The sequence below is a fragment of the Dietzia lutea genome, assembly GCF_003096075.1.
In the GTDB taxonomy this organism is placed as follows: Bacteria; Actinomycetota; Actinomycetes; order Mycobacteriales; family Mycobacteriaceae; genus Dietzia; species Dietzia lutea.
In genome coordinates, this window is sequence record NZ_CP015449.1 from 1058228 (window position 1) to 1076434 (window position 18207).

Below are 18207 nucleotides of genomic sequence, written 5' to 3' on the forward strand. Positions count from 1 at the left end.
TCAACCCGGCGATCAGGCCTCGCGGGTGGCCTGCCTGTAGACCTGCTTCCAGTCGTCGCCGAACCGCTGCCAGAGCGAGCTGCCCAGCGAGATTTCGCCGCCGGCGGCGGTCGCGCGCCACAGCACCAGGACCACGTCGTCGCCGAGCCGTCGGGTCTCGACCACCTCGAGATCGACGTCCTCGACGGACTCGTCCGCGTCGCCGAGCTCGCGCCGCGTCCGCGTGCGGCCCGCAGCGTCCACCTGCCGCCACCGCACGTCGAGCAGCCGCGTGAGGGTCCGGCGGTTCCGGCGGACGGCGTCGGTCAGGAGGGAGCGTTCGAGGTCGACGACGAGGTCCTCGATCGCGGGGCCGGCGGAGGAGGAACTCCCTTCCTCGCCCGCGGGACCGGCCGAGGTGTTCGCGTCCAGGGAGAACAGGTCGGGCTCGGACTCGGCCGCGGACCTCGTCGTCGTCGCCCCGCTCGTCCCCGACGCTCCCGCGGACGGCGACCGCCGGGCGGCACCACCCGCGGCGGGGGGAACTGCCGGGTCCTCGCCCGCGCCGACGTCCTGCGCACCCGGGAAGCCCGGTCCTGGCTCGGGCTCCTTGCGCGTCGAGTGCGCCTTGGCGGCGCCGTTGGCAAGCGCGTCGGCCTTCTCGTTGAGCTCGTGGCCGGCGTGGCCCTTGACCCACTCGAACGTCACCTCGCGGCCCTGCATGGCCTCGTCGAGGGCCTTCATCACCTCGACGTTGAGCACGGGCTTGCCGTCGGCCTTCTTCCAGCCCTTGCGCTTCCAGCCCTTCATCCACTTGGTGACCGAATTGATGACGTATTGGGAGTCGCAGAGGATGTGCAGCGGCTCGTCCGAGTGGGCGGTCTGACGCAGCAGGTCCAGGACGGCGGTGAGTTCGCCCTGGTTGTTGGTGCCGCGCTTCCAGCCGCCGCAGCGCCAGGTCGAGTCGTCGATGTACCAGGCCCAGCCGGCGGGGCCGGGGTTCCCGAGAGCGGAGCCGTCCGCGGCGGCGATGATCGTCACGACATGCGATCCTGCCACCGTGGTCGGCGCCACTGCGCACCGGCCACTGCGCACGGCTCGAGCGCCGCGGGGCGATTGCGCAAGCGCCGCGGGGCGACCGGCAGGCCGCCGGAGTGGGGCCAGGCGTCGCTGATGGGTCTCCGCCCAAGGTTCACCTATCAGATCGCGCGCCACCTACGGATCCCATAGGTGGCGCGCGATCTGATAGGTGGCGTTCTTCCGCGTGGGTGTCGTCGGGCGGCCGAGGGTCGGCTGATGAGGCGACCGAGAAGCAGACCGAGAAGGCGGCTGAGAAACGGCCGATGAGGCGGCCGGTCGCCGGTCAGCCCTGCAGGTCGTCGTCTTCGGTCCGGGCGTCGATGCCGTCCCGATCGGTCCGCGGGTCGTCGGCGGTTCGCTGCCGCTCCTCACGGCGGGAGATGCGGGCCGCCTCGCGCATCTCGATGCCCTCGGTGACGAAGTCGCCGATCTCCTTGGCGATCGACCCGACCGCGTCGGTGATGATGACGGCGATCCGACCCACCAGCGACGCCCCGGCCTGGACACCCGCCTGGACTTGGTCCTTGTTGCGTTCGAAGTCGCTCACGGACCACTCCCTTCGACGATGGTGCCCACGACGGTACCCGCGGCTCAGGCCGCGGCGGGAGCCTTCCTGCGCTCGATGATCACCGCGGGCGCGTCCTCCGCCTTCGGCGGCAGCGGCAGGGCGAGGCGGAACATCTTCCCCCAGACCGAGGCGACCTGCTTCCACAGCGGCCCGGTCGTGTACGGCAGGCCGTGCTCGGTGCAGATGCGGCGCACCTCGTCCGCGATCTCCGGGTAGCGGTGCGCGGGCAGGTCGGGGAACAGGTGGTGCTCGATCTGGTGCGACAGGTTTCCGGTCGCCAGGTGCATGAAGGGGCTGCCGGAGATGTTGGCCGAGCCCAGCATCTGGCGGACGTACCACTCGCCGCGGGTCTCCTCGGCCGTCTCCTCCTGCGTGAAGACCTGCGCGCCGGAGGGGAAGTGGCCGCAGAAGATCACCGAGAACGCCCACACGTTACGCACGAGGTTGGCGGTGAGGTTGCCGGCGAACGTCAGCGGGAACAGGGGACCGGTCAGCGCCGGGTGGGCGAGGTAGTCCTTGGCGACCTGGCCGCGCACCTTGCGCCACCAGCCGGCGACGAGCCCCTTGACGTCGGACCACTTGCGCTTGCCCTTGAGCACGTTGTCGTACTCCAGGTCGTGGAGCATCACGCCCCACTCGAAGAGCATCATCAGCGCGAACGCGTACAGCGGGTTGCCCAGGCGCAGCGGGGTCCACTTCTGCTCGTACTCCATCCGCAGGATGCCGTAACCGATGTCGCGGTCCAGGTCGAGGATGTTGGTGTACGTGTGGTGCATGTAGTTGTGCGAGTGGCGCCACTGGTCGGAGGGGCACACGTTGTCCCACTCGAAGCTGGCCGAGTGGAGCATGTCGTCGCGCATCCAGTCGTACTGGCCGTGCATGACGTTGTGGCCGATCTCCATGTTGTCGAGGATCTTGGACGCGCTCAGCGCCGCGACCCCGGCCAGCCACGCGGGCGGCAGGAAGCCGAGGAACATCAGGCCGCGGCCGGCGAGTTCGAGGCGGCGCTGGGTGCGGACCACACGCAGGATGTAGTCGCGGTCGGCGGTGCCGAGGTCGGCGACGATCCGGTCGCGGATCGCGTCGAGCTCGCGGCCGATGACCTCGACCGACTCGGCGGACAGGACGATCGGCTCGGGTGTGGACGCGGCCTTCTTCGCGGCCTTACTGGCGTTGTTGTCGGCGGTCGTGGTGCCGGCCTTGTTCCCGGCCTTGTCAGTGGCCTTCTTCGGGCTCGCGGACTTCCTGGGCGCCGCGGGCTTCTTGGGGCGCAGGGTGGGGAGTTGCAGGAGAGCCATGATGCGGTTCCTTTCCGGGTTGGAGTCCGGGTGGTGGTGTCTACAGTTCGATCTCGACGTCGCCGACGGGCGCGTTGACGCAGATCTGGACGTGGCAGTCGGGCGTGGCGTCGACCTCGCCGGTGCGCAGGTCGCGGGTGGTGCCGGAGCGCCGCACGGCCGTGCAGGTGTGACAGATGCCCATACGGCACCCGTGCTGCGGGCTCAACCCCGCGGCCTCGGCGCCCTCGAGGAGAGTGGTGCCCTTGTTGCGGGCGGTGACGCCGCTGCGAAGGTGGGTCACCGTGCCGCCGTCGCCGTCGGGGACCGGCCCGGTCGAGGCGGTGAAGCGTTCGCGGAGGACGCCGGAGAAGCGTTCCGCGCCGAGCGTCTCCTCGAGCCCGCCGGCCAGGGGCTCGGGGCCGCAGAGGAACACGGTCGCGTCACGGTGCCACGGGGCGATCGCCTCGAGGTGCTCGGCGCTGAGGTGACCGGCCAGGCCGTCGGGCGTCGACCCTTCGGCGGTGGGCACCACGCGGACGTCGATGCCCGCGCGCGACAGCTCGCGGAGCTGGTCGCGGAAGGGCACGTCCTGCACGCGGCGGGCGTAGTGCAACCACGCCACGCGGCCGGGTCCGTCACTCGCGCCGCGCTCGCGGACCGCGCCGGGCTCCCCGCCCGCGCAGTGCCGCTCCGCGGCGAGGGTGGAGGCGATCGCCAGCATCGGCGTGATGCCGCTGCCGCCGCTGACCAGGAGCACGTCGGCCGGGCGGGCCTCGGGGAGGGCCATCTCCCCGGCCGGGTTACCGAGCAGCAGCCGCATCCCGGCCGCCGCGTCGGCCCACAGGTACTCGGAGACCGCGCCGCCGGGGTGGCGGCGGACGGCGATGGTCGCGAGCCCGTCGGCGCGGGACGCCGGGTCGACAGGGGAGTAGTGGCGGCGGTGGACGACGCCGTCGATCACCACACCGATCTCGAGCGCGCCGCCGGGGGCGGGCCTCGGGACGCCGGCGGGGAGCCGCAGGGTGAGGACGGTGACGTCGGCAACGGGCCGGTCGACGGCCACGACCGTCGCGCCTGTGGGGTCGTCCGACCAGGCCACGCCCAGCGAGCGGACGTAGTGCTCGACCGGATGCGGCGTCAGCAGGGTGCGGGTGATGCGGCGGGAGAAGAGTCGGCGGATGGGTGGGGCGGTCATGGGGACCTCCGTGAAAAGTGTGGGTCGGTGTGGTCGTGCACCGTCAGGCGCGCCCGCCCCTGTGCGGTTCTCGCGCCTCACGCCTTCGTGGGGCGTGGTCGCGTCCAGGGGGCGCGTCCGCCCGGTTCGACCACCGGACAGATTTGAGTGTACAGACGTTCTCTGAAATGAAAAGACCCCCGCGACTGTGGCCTGCGCCACGGGCTGCCGACGTGGCCGGGCTGCACGGTCACAGCAGTTAGCCGATAGAATCGGGCCCGTGGCGACCCCCAGGACACGAGCGGAGCAGAAGCGGCACACCCGTGCACTCATCGTCGGGGCGGGCCGGCACGCGGTGGCGACCCGCGGGTTCACCGGCCTCGTCGTCCGCGAGCTCGCCCGCGAGGCGGGCATCGTGCCCACCGCGTTCTACCGGCACTTCGAGTCCGTCGACGACCTGGCCTCCGAGCTCGCGGCCGGCGCAGCGGAGGTGCTCGGCGCGTTCATCGACGAGCTGGTCGCCACCCCGACCGACGACCCGGCGACCGACTGGCCGGGCCGCGCCGCCGACGCCGCGACCCGGGATCCGCAGACCTGGGCGATGTTCGCCCGCGGACTGGCCGACACCGCACACCCCGATCACCGCGTCCTCACGGCGGCCGTCGATTCCGCCCGCCGTCGGCTGGGGATCACCCTCGGCCGGCTCGAGACGCTCTCCGGAGCGGACGGCACCGCCGTGGACATCGCCGCCGACCTCGTCGTCGTCGTCCTCCTCCGACTCCTCGTGGAGGTCTCCGTCGGCTACGCGGCGCGGACGGCGCGCGATGAGTGCGCGGCGCGGTTGCGGCTCATTCTCGCCGGCGCCGCCGTCTCCTGACCACGGCCGGCGTCACCCGGCAGGCGCCCCGGCCCGCGCCACGCGATCAGCGTCGCGAGCGGAGCGCCAACACCGCGCCGGCCAGCACCACGAGCCCGGCCGCACCGAGCGCCAGCCACGGCCCATAGCGCCCGAGCACCGAGCCGCCGACGTCCGCCGTGTCCGCCGCGCCCGGGCGCCCCGCCGTGCCGAGCGGCCCGGAGGCGAGATGGGCGGTCGCGTCGTCGGTCGGGTCCTGCTCACCGGTGCCGAGCGACCCCACCGAGCCGTCGGTGGCGAACGCGGCGTCGAGCAGGGCCGCCGCCTGCTGCCACGGGGCCGCGGGCACGCGGGTGCCGTCGAGGAGCACCACCGCCAGCCGTCGCCCGTCGCGTTCGGCCGCGCCGATGTACGTGTGGCGGGCGTCGTCCGTGAAGCCGGTCTTGCCGCCGATCGCGCCCGGGTAGTTGTAGAGCAGCTGGTTGTCGTTGCCCATGACGAAACCGGGGTTGACGGTGACGCCGTCCGGGCGGAGGGTCGGCCCGGTGTTCGGCGGCGCGTCGGCGGGGTTGGGCGGGCCCGCGCCCTCGCCGGCGGGATACCCGGGGAAGCCGGTGGACTGCGTGGCGACGATCTCCGCGAACGCCGGCCGGGTCATCGCGTCGCGGAAGATCAGCGACATGTCGTAGGCGCTGGACATCATGCCGGGGCCGTCGAGCCCGTTGACCGTGGCCGCGTTCGTACTGCGCGCCCCGATCGCGGCGGCGTGGGTGTTCATCGCCTCGAGGGTCTGCTCGATCCCGCCCATCTGGTGGGCCAGCACCACGGCCGCGTCGTTGCCCGACGACATGAGCAGCCCGCTGAGCAACCGCTTGACGGAGTACGCGCCGCCCGGGCCGACGCCGACGAGGCTGCCCTCGGCGCCCTCGAGATCCGCGTCGATGACGTGGACGATCCGCGCCGGGTCGAGCGTGTCCAGGACCACCGTGGCGAGCAGCGTCTTGATGAGACTGGCGGGACGGTAGCGACCGTGCGGATCGCGGGCGGCCACGATCTCGCCGGTGTCGAGGTCGGAGATCATCCACGCGCTCGCCGTGACGTCGCGGGGCGTCTCGAAACCGTCAGGGGCCACGACGTCGCAGCCGACCAGCGCGTCACCCCCCGGCGGGATCTCGGGGACCGGGGGAGGGGCGGGCACGGTCTGCCCGGGCAGAGGGACCTCGGACTCGTCGACCGGTGCGGGCGGGGTCGTGCGGTGGGGACAACCGGTGATGTCGCGTGGGGTGTCGAAGTACGACGACGAGGTGGTCGACGGCAACACGGCCGCCGGCGGCGCCTCCGTGAGCGGGAGATCCGGCGCGGGCTCGACGGCCGTAGCGGGGCCCGCGGCAGCGAGGGGCGTCAGCGCGACGAGGGCTGCGATCGCGAGGCCGGCGGCGCGGTGTGCGGGCCGTCGTCGGTTGCTGGTCACGGGTCCAGATTCTATGACCGGCCGGGGCGTTCGCGGGCCGGACCCGCCGTGGGACGCGCCCGCTGTGGGTCGGGCTCGCCGCGGGTCACGCCGGCGAGGCCCCGCGTGACGCACGCACGTCCCCGCAGCCGCCCCTTGCGATGGCGTCTCGCTCCCCGGCCCGCCCGCAGCCGCTCCCGGGGATGGCGTCTCGCTCGCGACCGTTCGACAGCCGCCTGCGGGCATGTCGTCTCGCGCGCGCATCGGTACGCGCCAGACGCCATGGCGAGAGGCGGCTGTGGGAGGGGTGGGCAGGTGCGCAGCGACGCGGACAGTGAGCAGGTCGCGGGCGGGCCGCATTCGCGGGCGGGGCGGGCAGGTGCGCGTGCGCAGCGATGCGGGCGGGCCGGAAATGCGGGCGGGGCCGCACCCTCCGTCAGTGGAGGATGCGGCCCCGGCACGCGGCGGCGTCTGGGACGCCCCGTGCGGAGACGATCAGCGGGCGAACAGCAGCGCGCGCTTGACCTCCTGGATCGCCTGCGTGACCTGGATGCCACGGGGGCACGCGTCGGTGCAGTTGAAGGTGGTGCGGCAGCGCCACACGCCCTCGGCGTCGTTGAGGATCTCGAGACGCTCGGCGGCGCCCTCGTCACGGGAGTCGAAGATGAACCGGTGCGCGTTGACGATCGCCGCCGGCCCGAAGTACGACCCGTCGGCCCAGAACACCGGGCAGGAGCTCGTGCAGCAGGCGCAGAGGATGCACTTGGTGGTGTCGTCGAAGCGGGCGCGGTCGGTCTGCGACTGGATGCGCTCGGCGGTCGGCTGGTTGCCGGACGTGATGAGGTACGGCATGACGTCGCGGTACGACTTGAAGAACGGCTCCATGTCGACGTACAGGTCCTTCTCCACCGGCAGCCCGCGCAGCGGGGCCACCGTGATGGTGATGGACTTGCCGTCCTTGGGGAGCATGTCCTTCATGAGGACCTTGCACGCCAGGCGGTTCACGCCGTTGATGAGCATGGCGTCCGAACCACAGATGCCGTGTGCACACGAGCGGCGGAACGCGAGCGACCCGTCGATGTAGTTCTTGACGTACATCAGCAGGTTGAGCAGACGGTCCGACGGCAGGGCCGGGACCTCGTACTCCTTCCAGCCCGCCGAATCAGGATCCTCCGGGTTGAACCGGGCGATCTTCAGCGTGACCATGGTCGAGCCGGGCGGGACCGGGCGGTTGGAGTTCGGGTCCCTGCCGTCGGTGGCCTTGGTGGTGTCGACTGCGGTGGTCATCAGTACTTACGCTCCATCGGCTCGTAGCGGGTCTGCACAACCGGCTTCCAGTCCAACCGGATGTCGGAGAGCAGGTCGAGGCCGTTCTCCTTGAACGCCATCGTGTGCTTCATGTACTCGTCGTCGTTGCGGTCCGGGAAGTCCTCGCGGGAGTGACCGCCACGCGACTCCTTACGGTTGAGGGCACCCACGACGGTGACCTCCGCCAGCTCCAGGAGGAAGCCCAGCTCGACGGCCTCCAGGAGCTCGGTGTTGAACCGCCGGCCCTTGTCGCTGACCGTGACGTGCTCGTAGCGCTCCTTGAGCGCGCGGAGCTCTTCGCGGGCCTCGGTGAGCGACTGCTCGGTGCGGAACACCGACGCCTTGTCGTCCATCATGGCCTGCATCTCGCTGCGGATGTCGGCCGCGCTCTCGTTGCCGCGGTCGGACAGCATCCGCTCCATCCACTCGCGCACCATCTGCTCCGGCTCCTCGGGGAGCTCGACGAACTCGTGGTTCGCAGCGTACTCCGCCGCGGCGATGCCGGCACGGCGGCCGAAGACGTTGATGTCCAGCAGCGAGTTGGTGCCCAGGCGGTTGGAGCCGTGGACCGACACGCAGGCGCACTCACCGGCGGCGTACAGGCCGGGGACGACGTCGTCGTTGTTGCGCAGCACCTCGCCCTGGATGTTGGTCGGGATGCCGCCCATGACGTAGTGGCAGGTCGGGAACACCGGCACCAGCTCGGTCACCGGGTCCACACCGAGGTAGGTTCGGGAGAACTCGGTGATGTCGGGGAGCTTCTCCTCGAGCACGTCGGCGCCGAGGTGGGTCACGTCGATGTAGACGTAGTCCTTCTCGGGTCCGGCGCCGCGGCCCTCGCGCACCTCGAGGACCATCGAGCGGGCGACGATGTCACGCGGCGCGAGGTCCTTGATGGTGGGGGCGTAGCGCTCCATGAAACGCTCGCCGTCGGCGTTGCGCAGGATGCCGCCCTCGCCGCGGACGGCCTCGGAGATGAGGATGCCCAGGCCGGCGAGGCCGGTCGGGTGGAACTGGTGGAACTCCATGTCCTCCAGCGGCAGGCCCTTGCGGAAGACCACGGCCATGCCGTCACCGGTGAGGGTGTGGGCGTTGGAGGTGGTCTTGTACATCCGGCCCGAGCCGCCGGTCGCGAAGACGGTGGCCTTGGAGTGGAAGACGTGAAGATCGCCGGAGGCGAGCTCGTAGGCGACGCAGCCGGTGGCGACGGGGCCCTCCGGGGTTTCCGTGAGGCACAGGTCCAGGACGTAGAACTCGTTGAAGAACTCGACCTTGTGCTTGACGCAGTTCTGGTAGAGGGTCTGCAGGATCATGTGACCCGTGCGGTCGGCCGCGTAGCAGGCCCGGCGGACGGGCGCCTTGCCGTGGTCACGGGTGTGGCCACCGAAGCGACGCTGGTCGATCTTGCCCTCGGGCGTGCGGTTGAACGGCAGGCCCATGTTCTCCAGGTCGATGACCGCGGTGATGGCCTCCTTGGCCATGATCTCCGCGGCGTCCTGGTCGACGAGGTAGTCGCCGCCCTTAACCGTGTCGAACGTGTGCCACTCCCAGTTGTCCTCCTCGACGTTGGCGAGGGCCGCGCACATGCCGCCCTGGGCGGCGCCGGTGTGGGAGCGGGTGGGGTAGAGCTTGGTGAGGACCGCGGTACGGGTACGCGGGCCCGCCTCGATGGCCGCGCGCATGCCTGCGCCGCCCGCGCCGACGATCACTACGTCGTACTGGTGCTGGTGGACCTGACGATCGGTCATGGGTTTCTCAGTGCTCGCTTTCGGAAAGGTGAAGTCCGCCGGACGGATTCAGCCGTCGATCAGAGGTCGTAGGCGAGGCCGAAGATGGCGTACGTGCCCAGGGCCAGGGTCAGGACGGTGGCGGCGAGGAGGATCGAGTTGAGCCAGAACCGGGTCGAGTCCTTGCGCGAGTAGTCGGCGATGATGGTGCGGACGCCGTTGGCGCCGTGGAGCATCGCCAGCCAGAGCATGAGGATGTCCCACGTGGCCCAGAAGGGGCTCTGCCAGCGATCGGCGACGTAGGCCCAGTCGATGCGGTGGACACCCTCATCGATCATCAGGCCCACGGTGAGGTGGCCGAGCGTGAGGATGACGAGCGCGACGCCGGAGTAGCGCATGAAGACCCATGCGGTCCGCTCGAAGTTGAATCCCGAGCGTATGCGCGGCGAGCGGGGCTGCGCGAGCGAGGCGGGGCGGTCGTAGGACGTCTGGAGAACAGGTGCGTCTGCCATGGTGATCGTTCTCCTTAGAGGTGCTCGAAGAGGAGGAAGAGGAGGCGGGCGGTCGCGGCGGCGAACACCACGACCCAGATCGCCAGGACTGCCCACAGCATCTGGCGCTGGTACCTCGCGCCCTTGGACCAGAAGTCCACCAGGACGATGCGCAGGCCGTTGAGGGCGTGGAAGAGCACCAGGGCGACCAGGCCGATCTCCATCAGCCCGACGATCGGCGTCTTGTACGTGTCGATGACCGCGTTGTAGCTCTCCGGGCTGACCGTGACGAGCGCGGTGTCGAGGACGTGCACGAAGAGGAAGAAGAAGATCGCGACGCCGGAGATCCGGTGGGCGACCCACGACCACATCCCCGGGTCACCCTTGTAGATATTGAGCTTTTTTCTGGGGGCCGGACGCGCCGGCGCCTGCGCAGTACTCATGGGCTTGTCGTGCCTCCGAATCGTCTGGGCCTGATGCCATCGGCGCGCGTTCCGGCCCGAGAGCACAGCGGGCGCCTACTAGGACTTTAGACCTGAGATCTGCCTGACGAAAACCAGGGTGGGTACCGTGGTCCGGGCGGGTTATGCCTGTTAGGCGACCCTAAATGAAGTTACCGAAGGGTAGGTCGCCGTGACGCATGACGAAACCGCAGCACAACGAAGCGCCATTGTCGACACTCTGAGAGAGGCGGCACTGGCGGCCGCGCGGAACGCGTACCGTCCCTACTCCGGACTGGGGGTCGGTGCCGCCGCGCTGACCGGGCCCCCGGTCGGCCGGGTCGCCGCGGGAGGGGAACCGGTGGTCACGCCGCCCGCCGGCCGTGGAGACGGGCGGGGCCGGGTCGTCGTCGGGTGCAACGTGGAGAACGCCTCCTACGGGCTGACACTGTGCGCCGAGTGCTCGCTCGTGTCGGACCTCCACCGCACCGGCGGCGGGAGGCTGCTCGAGCTTGTCGTCGTCACCCACACCGGCGAGCCGCTCTCGCCGTGCGGGCGCTGCCGACAGCTCCTCCACGAGCACGGCGGCCCCGACCTGGTCGTCCACACGGCGCGCGGCGCGGTGCGCCTCGGCGAGCTCCTCCCGGACGCGTTCGGGCCGGGGGACCTGGCGTGAGTGCGCGGGTCGGCCCGGCGCGGCGCCACGACGCCGTGCGGATCATCGAGGCGAAGAGGGACGGGCGGGAACTCGACGACGACGAGGTCGACTGGATCGTCGACGGGTTCACCCGCGGGGTCGTCGCGCCGGAACAGATGTCGGCGTTGGCGATGGCGATCTACTTCCGCGGCATGACCGACCGCGAGATCGCCCGCTGGACCTCCGCGATGGTCCGCTCGGGGACCCGACTGGACCTGTCCACCGTGACCCGCGGCGACGCCCTGGTCCCGACCGTCGACAAGCACTCCACCGGCGGGGTGGGCGACGCGATCACGCTCGTGCTCACGCCGCTGCTCGCGACCTGGGACGTCGCCGTGCCCCAGCTGTCCGGCCGCGGACTCGGCCACACCGGCGGCACCCTCGACAAGCTCGAGTCGATCCCCGGGTGGCGGGCCGGCCTCGACGCCGCCGCGATGCGGGAGGTCCTGGGTCGAACCGGGGCGGTGATCTGCGCTGCCGGGTCCGACCTCGCGCCCGCCGACCGCGCCCTCTACGCCCTGCGCGATGTCACCGGGACCGTGCCGTCGATCCCCATGCTCGCGGCGTCGATCATGAGCAAGAAGATCGCCGAGGGCACCGGCACGCTGGTGCTCGACGTCAAATACGGCTCGGGCGCGTTCCGGCCGGATCCCGCCGACGCCCGCGAGCTGGCCCGCGTGATGGTGGCGATCGGCACCGCCGCCGGCGTCCGGACCAGCGCCCTCGTCACCGCCAACCACACCCCGCTCGGCCGCGCCGTGGGCAACTCCCTCGAGGTGGCGGAGTGTCTCGAGATCCTCGGTGGCGGTGGACCCGAGGACATGATCGACCTCACCTGCGAGCTGGCCCGGGAGGCGTTGGCCGCGGTGGGGATCGACGACGCCGACCCGCGGGCGCGGCTGGGCGACGGGCGGGCGATGGACTCCTACCGCGCGATGATCACCGCCCAGGGCGGCGACCCGGACGCTCCGCTGCCGCGGGCCGCGCACGTCGAACAGGTGCGGGCGTCGGCGGCGGGCCGGGTCCGGTGGGACGCTCTCGGCGTCGGCCGCGCGTCGTGGCTGTCCGGGGCGGGACGCTCCCGTCCGGGCGAGGCGGTCGACCACGCCGCCGGCGTCCTGCTGCACCGCGTCGAGGGCGAGGCGGTCAGGGCCGGCGACGTGGTGGCCACCGTCCACGCGGGTGATGAGCGACGCCTGCCCGCCGCCGTCGACGAGCTCCGGGCCGCCCTGGGGACGGGCCCCGGGCGCGGTCCTGCGGGGGAGGTCGCCGACCGCCTGCGCGGGTGGTGACCTGTCAGGCGATGTCGGGCGTGGTGACGAGCTTCTCGACGTCGTCGACGAGGTCGCGCCACTCGGTGGCCTCGTCGTCGAACGGAGCGGTCGGCTCGAGCAGCTTGGCGTCGTCGGGGTTGAGCACGTAGTGCAGGAACCGGCGCAGCGACGAGCCGCGGCCGGTGACCGCCGCCTCGAGGTCGGCGTCGCCGACGTAGTTGGCGAGGTCGGTGACGAGTTCCACGGCCAGACCGAGCTGATCGGGGTCGACCATGTCGGGGCCGACCTCGATGTCGCGGTCGATCCCCGCCAGGACGTAGGCGTTGTCGTCGGTGACGTGGACGTCGAGGCTGCCGTCGACCGCGGCGAGCTTGACGCGCTCGTAGGTGGCCACCCGGGTGAGTGTCGCGTCGTCGTTGTCCGCCAGGAAGCGAGCCAGGCCGCGGGGGCTGGTGAAGACGTAGGCCTGGTCGCCGTCGCCGAGGAACACCGGGCGGTCCCCGAGGTAGCAGCGCAGGCTGAGGTACTCCTGGTCGGAGAACACGATCTTGATGGGGTCGATCCCGACGCTCTCCCACAGGGAGCCCTCGGGGTAGCCGGTGGCTGCGGGCTCGGACTCGGGCTCCGGCTCGGGGAGTGCCGCCTCGGCGGTCTCGAGGTCGTGGCGGGCCCGCTCGACCTCGGCGCGGTCGAGTTCGGGGGTGGTCATGACGTCCTGGATGGCGTCGAGGACGTCGTCCCAGCCCTTGGCGACGGTCTTGCGGATGGACTTCCAGAGCTTGAGCCCGTCGCGGCCGTAGAACTCGTCCATGCCGTGCGTGACGGACGCCAGGACGGGATTGCCGTTGAAGAACTTGGTCACGGTGTCGAGTTCGCACACCTCGCCGATCGAGCGGGCGATCGCGAAGGACTGGTCGATCTCGTCGACCGATGACTCGGTGGGGTTCTCACCGAGCAGCTCGAGGACGCCGACCAGGTCGTAGCAGTTCTCGTCGGCGGCGCGGAAGTCGAGGACGTCGGACTGTGCGAACTGCTCCCACGAGGGGTGGTCCTGCAGGTCGTGCTCGGCGCCGCTGCGCACCAGGGCCAGGAGTTCGGCTGTCGAGTCGAACGCGTAGAGGTCGTCGCCGAGGCCGAGGAACGCCTCCCAGTCGTCGTTGTCCTCGCGCCAGCTGGGTGCCCAGAGGGTCGTGACGTCTCCCTCCGGGAGACCGAGCTCGATCGGGACGATGTCCTTGGCCATGCTGGCCAGCATATCCACGCCCGGTCAGCCGGTGCCACGGCCCGCCCGGGTAGCGTCCAGGTACCGGCGGGCGGCGTCCTGGACGGCGCGTCCGCGGCCGACCACCGCCAGCGCCACCGAGCCCGACACCAGCTCGGCGCGACGCGCGTTGGCCCGTTCGACGGCGTCCGCGGTGGCCTCGAGGATCGACGCGGCGACCGTCTTTGAACCGTGGCGGCGCAGGCCGGGCGCCAGGACGAGGTCCACCACGGCACCGCCGGAGTCCGCGGTGGCGGTGGCGAGCTGGTCGCGGCTGCTGGACACGACGCGCAGCGTCTCCAGCTGATCGTGAGCGGACTCCCACTCGGCCGCGATCCCGCGCAGACGGTCGAGGAAGGCCTCCACGTCCAGTCCGCCGCCGCTCACGGAACGGTCTCCCGCACCTCGTCGTCGTCCCATTCCCGCTGGTCACGGCCGTGTCCGTCATCGTCCTCGGCGGCGAGACGCTCGAGAAGCTCGCGGGCGTCGCCCGCCGCGGCGGTGAGCGTGCGCAGGACCGCCCGCGCCACCTCGGTGGACGGGCGGTCGAGCAGGTCGGCCGGCAGGGCCAGGCCCACCGGTACGCCGTCGGTGCCGACCTCGGCGACCACTCCGGTCATGGGGTCGGTGTGACGGCACGTGTCGCGGGTCATCCGCCTGTCGGGCGGTAGAAACCGTAGAAGGACATGCCCATATTGTCGGTGCGCAGGCCGGATACCGCTACAGGGTCCCCGGCTTCCACGATCTGCCCGTTGCCGATGTACATGGCGACGTGACCGTCCCACACCAGCAGGTCACCCGGCATGAGGTCCTGCGCCGACACCTGGACGCCGACGCCCTGTTCCTGGGCCAGCCGAGGGATCTCGACCCCGGCGTCCCGGTACGCCCACTGCGTGAGCCCGCTACAGTCCAGCCCCTGGCCCGGGGTCGTCCCGCCCCACACGTAGGGCACGCCCTGCTGGCTGAGCGCGTTGCGCACCGCCCCGGCGGCCTGTTCGTTGGGGGCGGTGACGACCGAGCCGTCGGGCAGCGCGACCTCGGTACCGCCGCCGATCAGGCCCGAGCCCGCGTCCCCGAAACCCACCGAACCGGGCCCCGCGGACGCCGCCCACTCGGATGATCCCGCGTACCCGGCCATCGTCGCCGTCGCGCCCGAGGTGCCCGACGCGGCTCCGCCGGTTGCGTAGCCCCCGCCGCCGCCACCACCGGCGGCGAGCGCAGCACCGCCACCAGCGGTATAGGCGCCACCTCCGCCGCCGTACGTCCCGCCCGCCGCGCCGTCGGCGGTGATCGCGCCCGGTCCCGACCCCGAGTAGGCGACCGTCGTGGCGTTGATCGCGCCGCCGGTGCTGCTGTCCGCGGCGAGCGCGCCCGGCATGCGAGGCGCCGGCGGTATGCCCGCGGCGATCGCCCGCATCTCCGCGGTGGGGATCCGGAGCTCGTTCTGCACGCGCTCGGCCACCTGTATCCCACGCGCGAGATGCTCGGCGGCCAGCCCGAGCAGCGCCCCCTGTCCGGCCGGGGTCACGAGCGCCGGCCCTAGGGCGGCGGCGCGGGCGAGGAACTGCTGGACGATGCCGATCACCTCGACGGTGCCGCGGACCACGATCTCCGCCGCGACCGCCGTGACGCGCGCGATCTCCGCCGCGGACTCGCCGAGCGCGCCCATGGTCCGTCCGACCTCGGCGATCGAGTGGGCCGCGCCGAGGGAGGCGAGGGAGTTCCACGACTCGGACAGCAGCCGCTCGAGGGACGGCCCCATCTGCTGGGCCACCTCCAGGCCCTCGCTGACCGGCCGCATGATGTCGCGGGCCTCGTCGGGCACGAACTCCTCTGCGGACAGCAGGTCGAGGATCTGCCTGATGGGGCCCGCGTAGGCCAACGCGTCGGCGATCACCGGATCACACCCACCTCTCGGTCATGTCGGGCCCCGCCGAGCCCGCACCCGCCGCGCCGATCGCGGCCGCGCCGGCGGCGTCCGACTCCTCGAACAGGCGGCCGATCTGCAGCACCAGGTCGCCCGCGGCGTCCGTAACGCGTGCGAGGCCGGCCAGCACCTCGCGGTGCCGTGCGGTGGCGGCCAGCAAGGCGGACATGAAGTCGGCCCCGACCGGCCCGACGACCGGTGCGACCGCGTCGATCGGCACCGCGTCGACCGCCTCGAGAGCGCTCCCCAGCGTGTCGGCCAGCGTGGTCAGTCCTGTGCCCAGTTCCCGTAAACCGTCGACATCGACGTCGATCGCCCCGTCCGTCATGACCTCGTCCCCCCAACGCCGTCTTTTCGTCCCGTCACAGGGTTCGACGCGCAGGGGAGGCGATCCGGTTCCACCCGATCCACGATTTGTCCGGTGTGGAATCCTGACGGGCATGGACATCATCGTCGTGGACCACCCGCTGGTCGGGGACCGGCTCCGTACCCTGCGCGATTCCGCCACCGACACCGCCGGGTTCCGGGCCGCGATGGACGCGCTCGGGACCATGCTCTGTTACGAGGCGTTCCGCTCGATCCCGACGAAGCGGGTCCCGGTGACCACCCCCATCGTCGAGACGACGGGGGTGGCCGTGGACGGCGTACCGCTGGTCGTCCCGGTCCTGCGCGCGGGCCTAGGCCTGCTCGACCCGGCCACCCGGTTGCTGCCCGGGGCGCAGGTCGGGTTCATCGGCCTTGCCCGCGACGAGGAGAGCCACGAGCCGGTGTCGTATCTGTGCTCGCTGCCCGAGGACCTCACCGGACGCCACGTGGTGGTGCTCGACCCGATGCTCGCGACCGGCGGCTCGCTGGTGACGACGTTGGAGACGCTCGCGGCGCGGGGCGCGACCGGCCTGACGGTGGTGTGCGTACTGTGCGCGCCGGAGGGGATCGAGGCCGTGCGCGAGTCGGGACTGGCGGCGACCCTGGTCACCGCGACGATCGACGAGCGCCTCGACGAGAACGCCTTCATCGTCCCCGGCCTGGGCGATGCGGGCGACCGCCTCTTCGGGCCCCGCTGACGCCGACCGACGCGGCTCGCGCCGAGGTCTGACGCTGCCCCGTCTGACGCCCGCCGGTCAGTCCACGTCGCGGCGGGCCACGGCCTCGGCGACGGCGTCGGCCACCGCCTCGCCCAGCATCGCCAGCCGCCGCTCGGCATCGTCCCGGTCCGCCGGCGACGGCGCGGGCGGGCTCCACGCCTCCACGTATGTCTTGAGCAGCGGCTCCGTGCCGGAGGGGCGCACCACCGCGCGCGCACCGTCGACGTCCACGCGTAGGCCCGCCGTGCCGTCGAGCGCGCGCACCGTGCCGACGGTGGCGAGCAGCGCGCCCAGCCGGTCCAGCACGGCCCCCGGGTCCGTCCCTGCGGCCAGCGGCAGCGGGACGTTGCGCCGCACGTGCGCCCCGAACTCCCCGGAGAGTGCATCGAGCCGCGCGGCGACCGACGGGCCACCGGAGCCGGCCATCGCGCACCACGCCGCGGCCGCCGCGATGCCGTCCTTGTCGATCACGACGTCCGGCAGCACGCAGTGCCCGATGGCCTCCTCGTAGGCGTAGCGGAGCGGCTCGCCGGCGCGCACGAGCCACTTGAACCCGGTCAGCGTCTCCACGTGCCGCCCGCCGCGCGCCGGGACCAGCAGGGACGGCAGCCGCGAGGACACGATCGTCGACGCCACGACCGGCACCCTCTCATCGGCATCCGCGTGCGCCCCCGGGCCGCCGCCCGCGCCGGGGAGCGGCTCGCGCAGCAGATGATCGGCCAGTACCGCACCGGTCTCGTCGCCGTCGAGCATCCGCCACCGCCCGTCCGGGCCGGCCAGGCCGACGGCGCAGCGATCGGCGTCGGGGTCGAGCGCGATCGCCACGTCGGCGTCGATCCGCGCCGCGAGCTCCAGCAGCCGCGCCGTCGTGTCGGGCCTCTCGGGGTTCGGCGAGGCGACGGTGGGGAAGTCCGGGTCCGGCTCGGCCTGCTCGCGCACCATCGTCACATCGTCCACGCCGATGCCGGCCAGGACGCGGACGCAGAGATCGCCGCCGACCCCGTGGACGGGGGTCAGGGCCACGCGGGGCGGCCGGCCCGGCCGGGGCAGGGCCGCGACGACGGAGTCCACGTAGTCGTCGACCAGCGTGGGGTCCACCCGCACCGATCCGGGCGTGGGGTCGGTCCGCACCGGTCCGGGCGAGGCCGTGGGGACCGTGACCCCCTCGCGCGCCGCGGCGCGCAGGTGCCGCTCGATGCGGGCGTCGGTGGGCGGGACGATCTGCGCGCCCCCACGCCCGTAGACCTTGACGCCGTTGTCGCCGGCCGGGTTGTGCGACGCGGTCACCATGAGCCCGGCGACGGCGCCGCGCGCGCGGACCGCCGCGGAGACCACCGGGGTGGCCACGGGGGATCCGGGGACGACGACGACGAGGTCGTGCGCCGCCAACACCGCAGCCGCGACGTCGACGAATCGGGCAGACCCGTGCCGGGCGTCTCCGCCCACGATGACCGTCGAGCCGGAGGGTTCATGTTCGCGCAGGTGCCGGGCGACGGCTGTGGCGACCAGGGCGACGGTCCGGTCGTTCATCTCGTCCGGCCCGGGCCCGAGGGCAGCGCGGACGCCGGCGGTGCCGAAGGTCAGGGTCACGTGCTGCTCCGTCGGTTCCT

General features: G+C 72.2%; 19 protein-coding genes. 4 read left to right on the plus strand and 15 right to left on the minus strand.

All coding sequences use genetic code 11. The features are described 5' to 3' along the window. Positions 1–12: 12 nt before the first annotated feature. The 4 genes from A6035_RS04765 to A6035_RS04780 form a co-directional block, all read right to left on the minus strand. A complete protein-coding gene (locus A6035_RS04765; protein WP_108846831.1) occupies positions 13–1020 on the minus strand; it encodes an RNase H family protein in 1008 nt (335 codons plus the stop codon). A gap of 322 nt (positions 1021–1342) precedes the next feature. After that, positions 1343–1606, minus strand: coding sequence for a hypothetical protein (locus tag A6035_RS04770; protein ID WP_108846832.1), 264 nt, complete (start codon positions 1604–1606; stop codon positions 1343–1345). A 44-nt stretch (positions 1607–1650) separates the two neighbouring features. Then, on the minus strand, positions 1651–2925 hold the full coding sequence (locus A6035_RS04775; RefSeq protein ID WP_108846833.1) for a fatty acid desaturase family protein: 1275 nt from the start codon (positions 2923–2925) through the stop codon (positions 1651–1653). 40 nt (positions 2926–2965) lie between these two features. After that, positions 2966–4102, minus strand: coding sequence for a flavin reductase family protein (locus A6035_RS04780; RefSeq protein WP_108846834.1), 1137 nt, complete (start codon positions 4100–4102; stop codon positions 2966–2968). Between the two features lie 259 nt (positions 4103–4361). Here A6035_RS04780 and A6035_RS04785 point away from each other — a divergent pair, with 259 nt between their 5' ends. Then, positions 4362–4958: a TetR/AcrR family transcriptional regulator gene (locus tag A6035_RS04785; RefSeq protein ID WP_108846835.1), complete on the plus strand. Its 597-nt coding sequence runs from the start codon at positions 4362–4364 to the stop codon at positions 4956–4958. 46 nt (positions 4959–5004) lie between these two features. On the opposite strand, the gene A6035_RS04790 is transcribed toward A6035_RS04785, so the two are convergent. The 5 genes from A6035_RS04790 to sdhC form a co-directional block, all read right to left on the minus strand. Beyond that, complete coding sequence (locus A6035_RS04790) at positions 5005–6408, minus strand: D-alanyl-D-alanine carboxypeptidase family protein (RefSeq protein ID WP_108846836.1); 1404 nt, start codon at positions 6406–6408, stop codon at positions 5005–5007. A 474-nt stretch (positions 6409–6882) separates the two neighbouring features. Further along, positions 6883–7674: a succinate dehydrogenase iron-sulfur subunit gene (locus tag A6035_RS04795; RefSeq protein ID WP_108846837.1), complete on the minus strand. Its 792-nt coding sequence runs from the start codon at positions 7672–7674 to the stop codon at positions 6883–6885. After that, a complete protein-coding gene (gene sdhA / locus A6035_RS04800; protein ID WP_108846838.1) occupies positions 7674–9443 on the minus strand; it encodes a succinate dehydrogenase flavoprotein subunit in 1770 nt (589 codons plus the stop codon). Before sdhA ends, A6035_RS04795 begins: the two co-directional genes overlap by 1 nt. Before the next feature lie 59 nt (positions 9444–9502). After that, the gene (locus A6035_RS04805) at positions 9503–9934 is read right to left on the minus strand and encodes a succinate dehydrogenase hydrophobic membrane anchor subunit (RefSeq protein ID WP_108846839.1); all 432 of its coding nucleotides are present in this window, start codon (positions 9932–9934) and stop codon (positions 9503–9505) included. Positions 9935–9948: 14 nt separating this feature from the next. Then, on the minus strand, positions 9949–10356 hold the full coding sequence (sdhC, locus tag A6035_RS04810) for a succinate dehydrogenase, cytochrome b556 subunit (protein WP_108846840.1): 408 nt from the start codon (positions 10354–10356) through the stop codon (positions 9949–9951). A gap of 190 nt (positions 10357–10546) precedes the next feature. Here sdhC and A6035_RS04815 point away from each other — a divergent pair, with 190 nt between their 5' ends. Both A6035_RS04815 and A6035_RS04820 read left to right on the plus strand, forming a co-directional pair. Further along, the gene (locus A6035_RS04815; RefSeq protein ID WP_108846841.1) at positions 10547–11029 is read left to right on the plus strand and encodes a cytidine deaminase; all 483 of its coding nucleotides are present in this window, start codon (positions 10547–10549) and stop codon (positions 11027–11029) included. Beyond that, positions 11026–12342, plus strand: a complete 1317-nt coding sequence (locus A6035_RS04820; RefSeq protein ID WP_108846842.1) for a thymidine phosphorylase — start codon at positions 11026–11028, stop codon at positions 12340–12342. Before A6035_RS04815 ends, A6035_RS04820 begins: the two co-directional genes overlap by 4 nt. A 4-nt stretch (positions 12343–12346) precedes the next feature. Here the strand turns inward: A6035_RS04820 and A6035_RS04825 are convergent, their stop codons facing one another. The 5 genes from A6035_RS04825 to A6035_RS04845 are packed head-to-tail and all read right to left on the minus strand — an operon-like array spanning position 12347 to position 15840. Further along, positions 12347–13567: a primosomal protein gene (locus tag A6035_RS04825; protein ID WP_208635560.1), complete on the minus strand. Its 1221-nt coding sequence runs from the start codon at positions 13565–13567 to the stop codon at positions 12347–12349. A 24-nt stretch (positions 13568–13591) separates the two neighbouring features. Further along, on the minus strand, positions 13592–13972 hold the full coding sequence (locus A6035_RS04830) for a YbaB/EbfC family nucleoid-associated protein (protein WP_108846844.1): 381 nt from the start codon (positions 13970–13972) through the stop codon (positions 13592–13594). Continuing rightward, a complete protein-coding gene (locus A6035_RS04835; RefSeq protein ID WP_244192538.1) occupies positions 13969–14205 on the minus strand; it encodes a hypothetical protein in 237 nt (78 codons plus the stop codon). The genes A6035_RS04830 and A6035_RS04835 overlap by 4 nt, the downstream gene beginning before the upstream one ends. 29 nt (positions 14206–14234) lie before the next feature. Continuing rightward, entirely contained in the window at positions 14235–15482 is a 1248-nt protein-coding gene (locus A6035_RS04840) for a C40 family peptidase (RefSeq protein ID WP_108846846.1), read from the minus strand. 4 nt (positions 15483–15486) lie between these two features. Further along, positions 15487–15840, minus strand: coding sequence for a type VII secretion target (locus A6035_RS04845; RefSeq protein WP_108846847.1), 354 nt, complete (start codon positions 15838–15840; stop codon positions 15487–15489). Positions 15841–15952: 112 nt separating this feature from the next. Here A6035_RS04845 and upp point away from each other — a divergent pair, with 112 nt between their 5' ends. Continuing rightward, positions 15953–16576 (plus strand): uracil phosphoribosyltransferase, encoded by a 624-nt coding sequence (gene upp / locus A6035_RS04850; protein ID WP_108846848.1) that lies wholly within the window; start codon positions 15953–15955, stop codon positions 16574–16576. A gap of 57 nt (positions 16577–16633) precedes the next feature. Here the strand turns inward: upp and A6035_RS04855 are convergent, their stop codons facing one another. Beyond that, positions 16634–18187, minus strand: a complete 1554-nt coding sequence (locus tag A6035_RS04855; protein WP_108846849.1) for a phosphohexomutase domain-containing protein — start codon at positions 18185–18187, stop codon at positions 16634–16636. Positions 18188–18207: the final 20 nt, after the last annotated feature.

What these genes read in the sequence shown, in the direction of transcription:
- A6035_RS04775 (WP_108846833.1), bottom strand. Translation starts at nt 2,925, where the DNA reads ATGGCTCTCCTGCAACTCCCCACCCTGCGCCCCAAGAAGCCCGCGGCG.
- A6035_RS04780 (WP_108846834.1), bottom strand. Translation starts at nt 4,102, where the DNA reads ATGACCGCCCCACCCATCCGCCGACTCTTCTCCCGCCGCATCACCCGC.
- A6035_RS04795 (WP_108846837.1), bottom strand. Translation starts at nt 7,674, where the DNA reads ATGACCACCGCAGTCGACACCACCAAGGCCACCGACGGCAGGGACCCG.
- sdhA (WP_108846838.1), bottom strand. Translation starts at nt 9,443, where the DNA reads ATGACCGATCGTCAGGTCCACCAGCACCAGTACGACGTAGTGATCGTC.
- A6035_RS04805 (WP_108846839.1), bottom strand. Translation starts at nt 9,934, where the DNA reads ATGGCAGACGCACCTGTTCTCCAGACGTCCTACGACCGCCCCGCCTCG.
- sdhC (WP_108846840.1), bottom strand. Translation starts at nt 10,356, where the DNA reads ATGAGTACTGCGCAGGCGCCGGCGCGTCCGGCCCCCAGAAAAAAGCTC.
- A6035_RS04825 (WP_208635560.1), bottom strand. Translation starts at nt 13,567, where the DNA reads ATGGCCAAGGACATCGTCCCGATCGAGCTCGGTCTCCCGGAGGGAGAC.
- A6035_RS04835 (WP_244192538.1), bottom strand. Translation starts at nt 14,205, where the DNA reads ATGACCGGAGTGGTCGCCGAGGTCGGCACCGACGGCGTACCGGTGGGC.
- A6035_RS04845 (WP_108846847.1), bottom strand. Translation starts at nt 15,840, where the DNA reads ATGACGGACGGGGCGATCGACGTCGATGTCGACGGTTTACGGGAACTG.
- upp (WP_108846848.1), top strand. Translation starts at nt 15,953, where the DNA reads ATGGACATCATCGTCGTGGACCACCCGCTGGTCGGGGACCGGCTCCGT.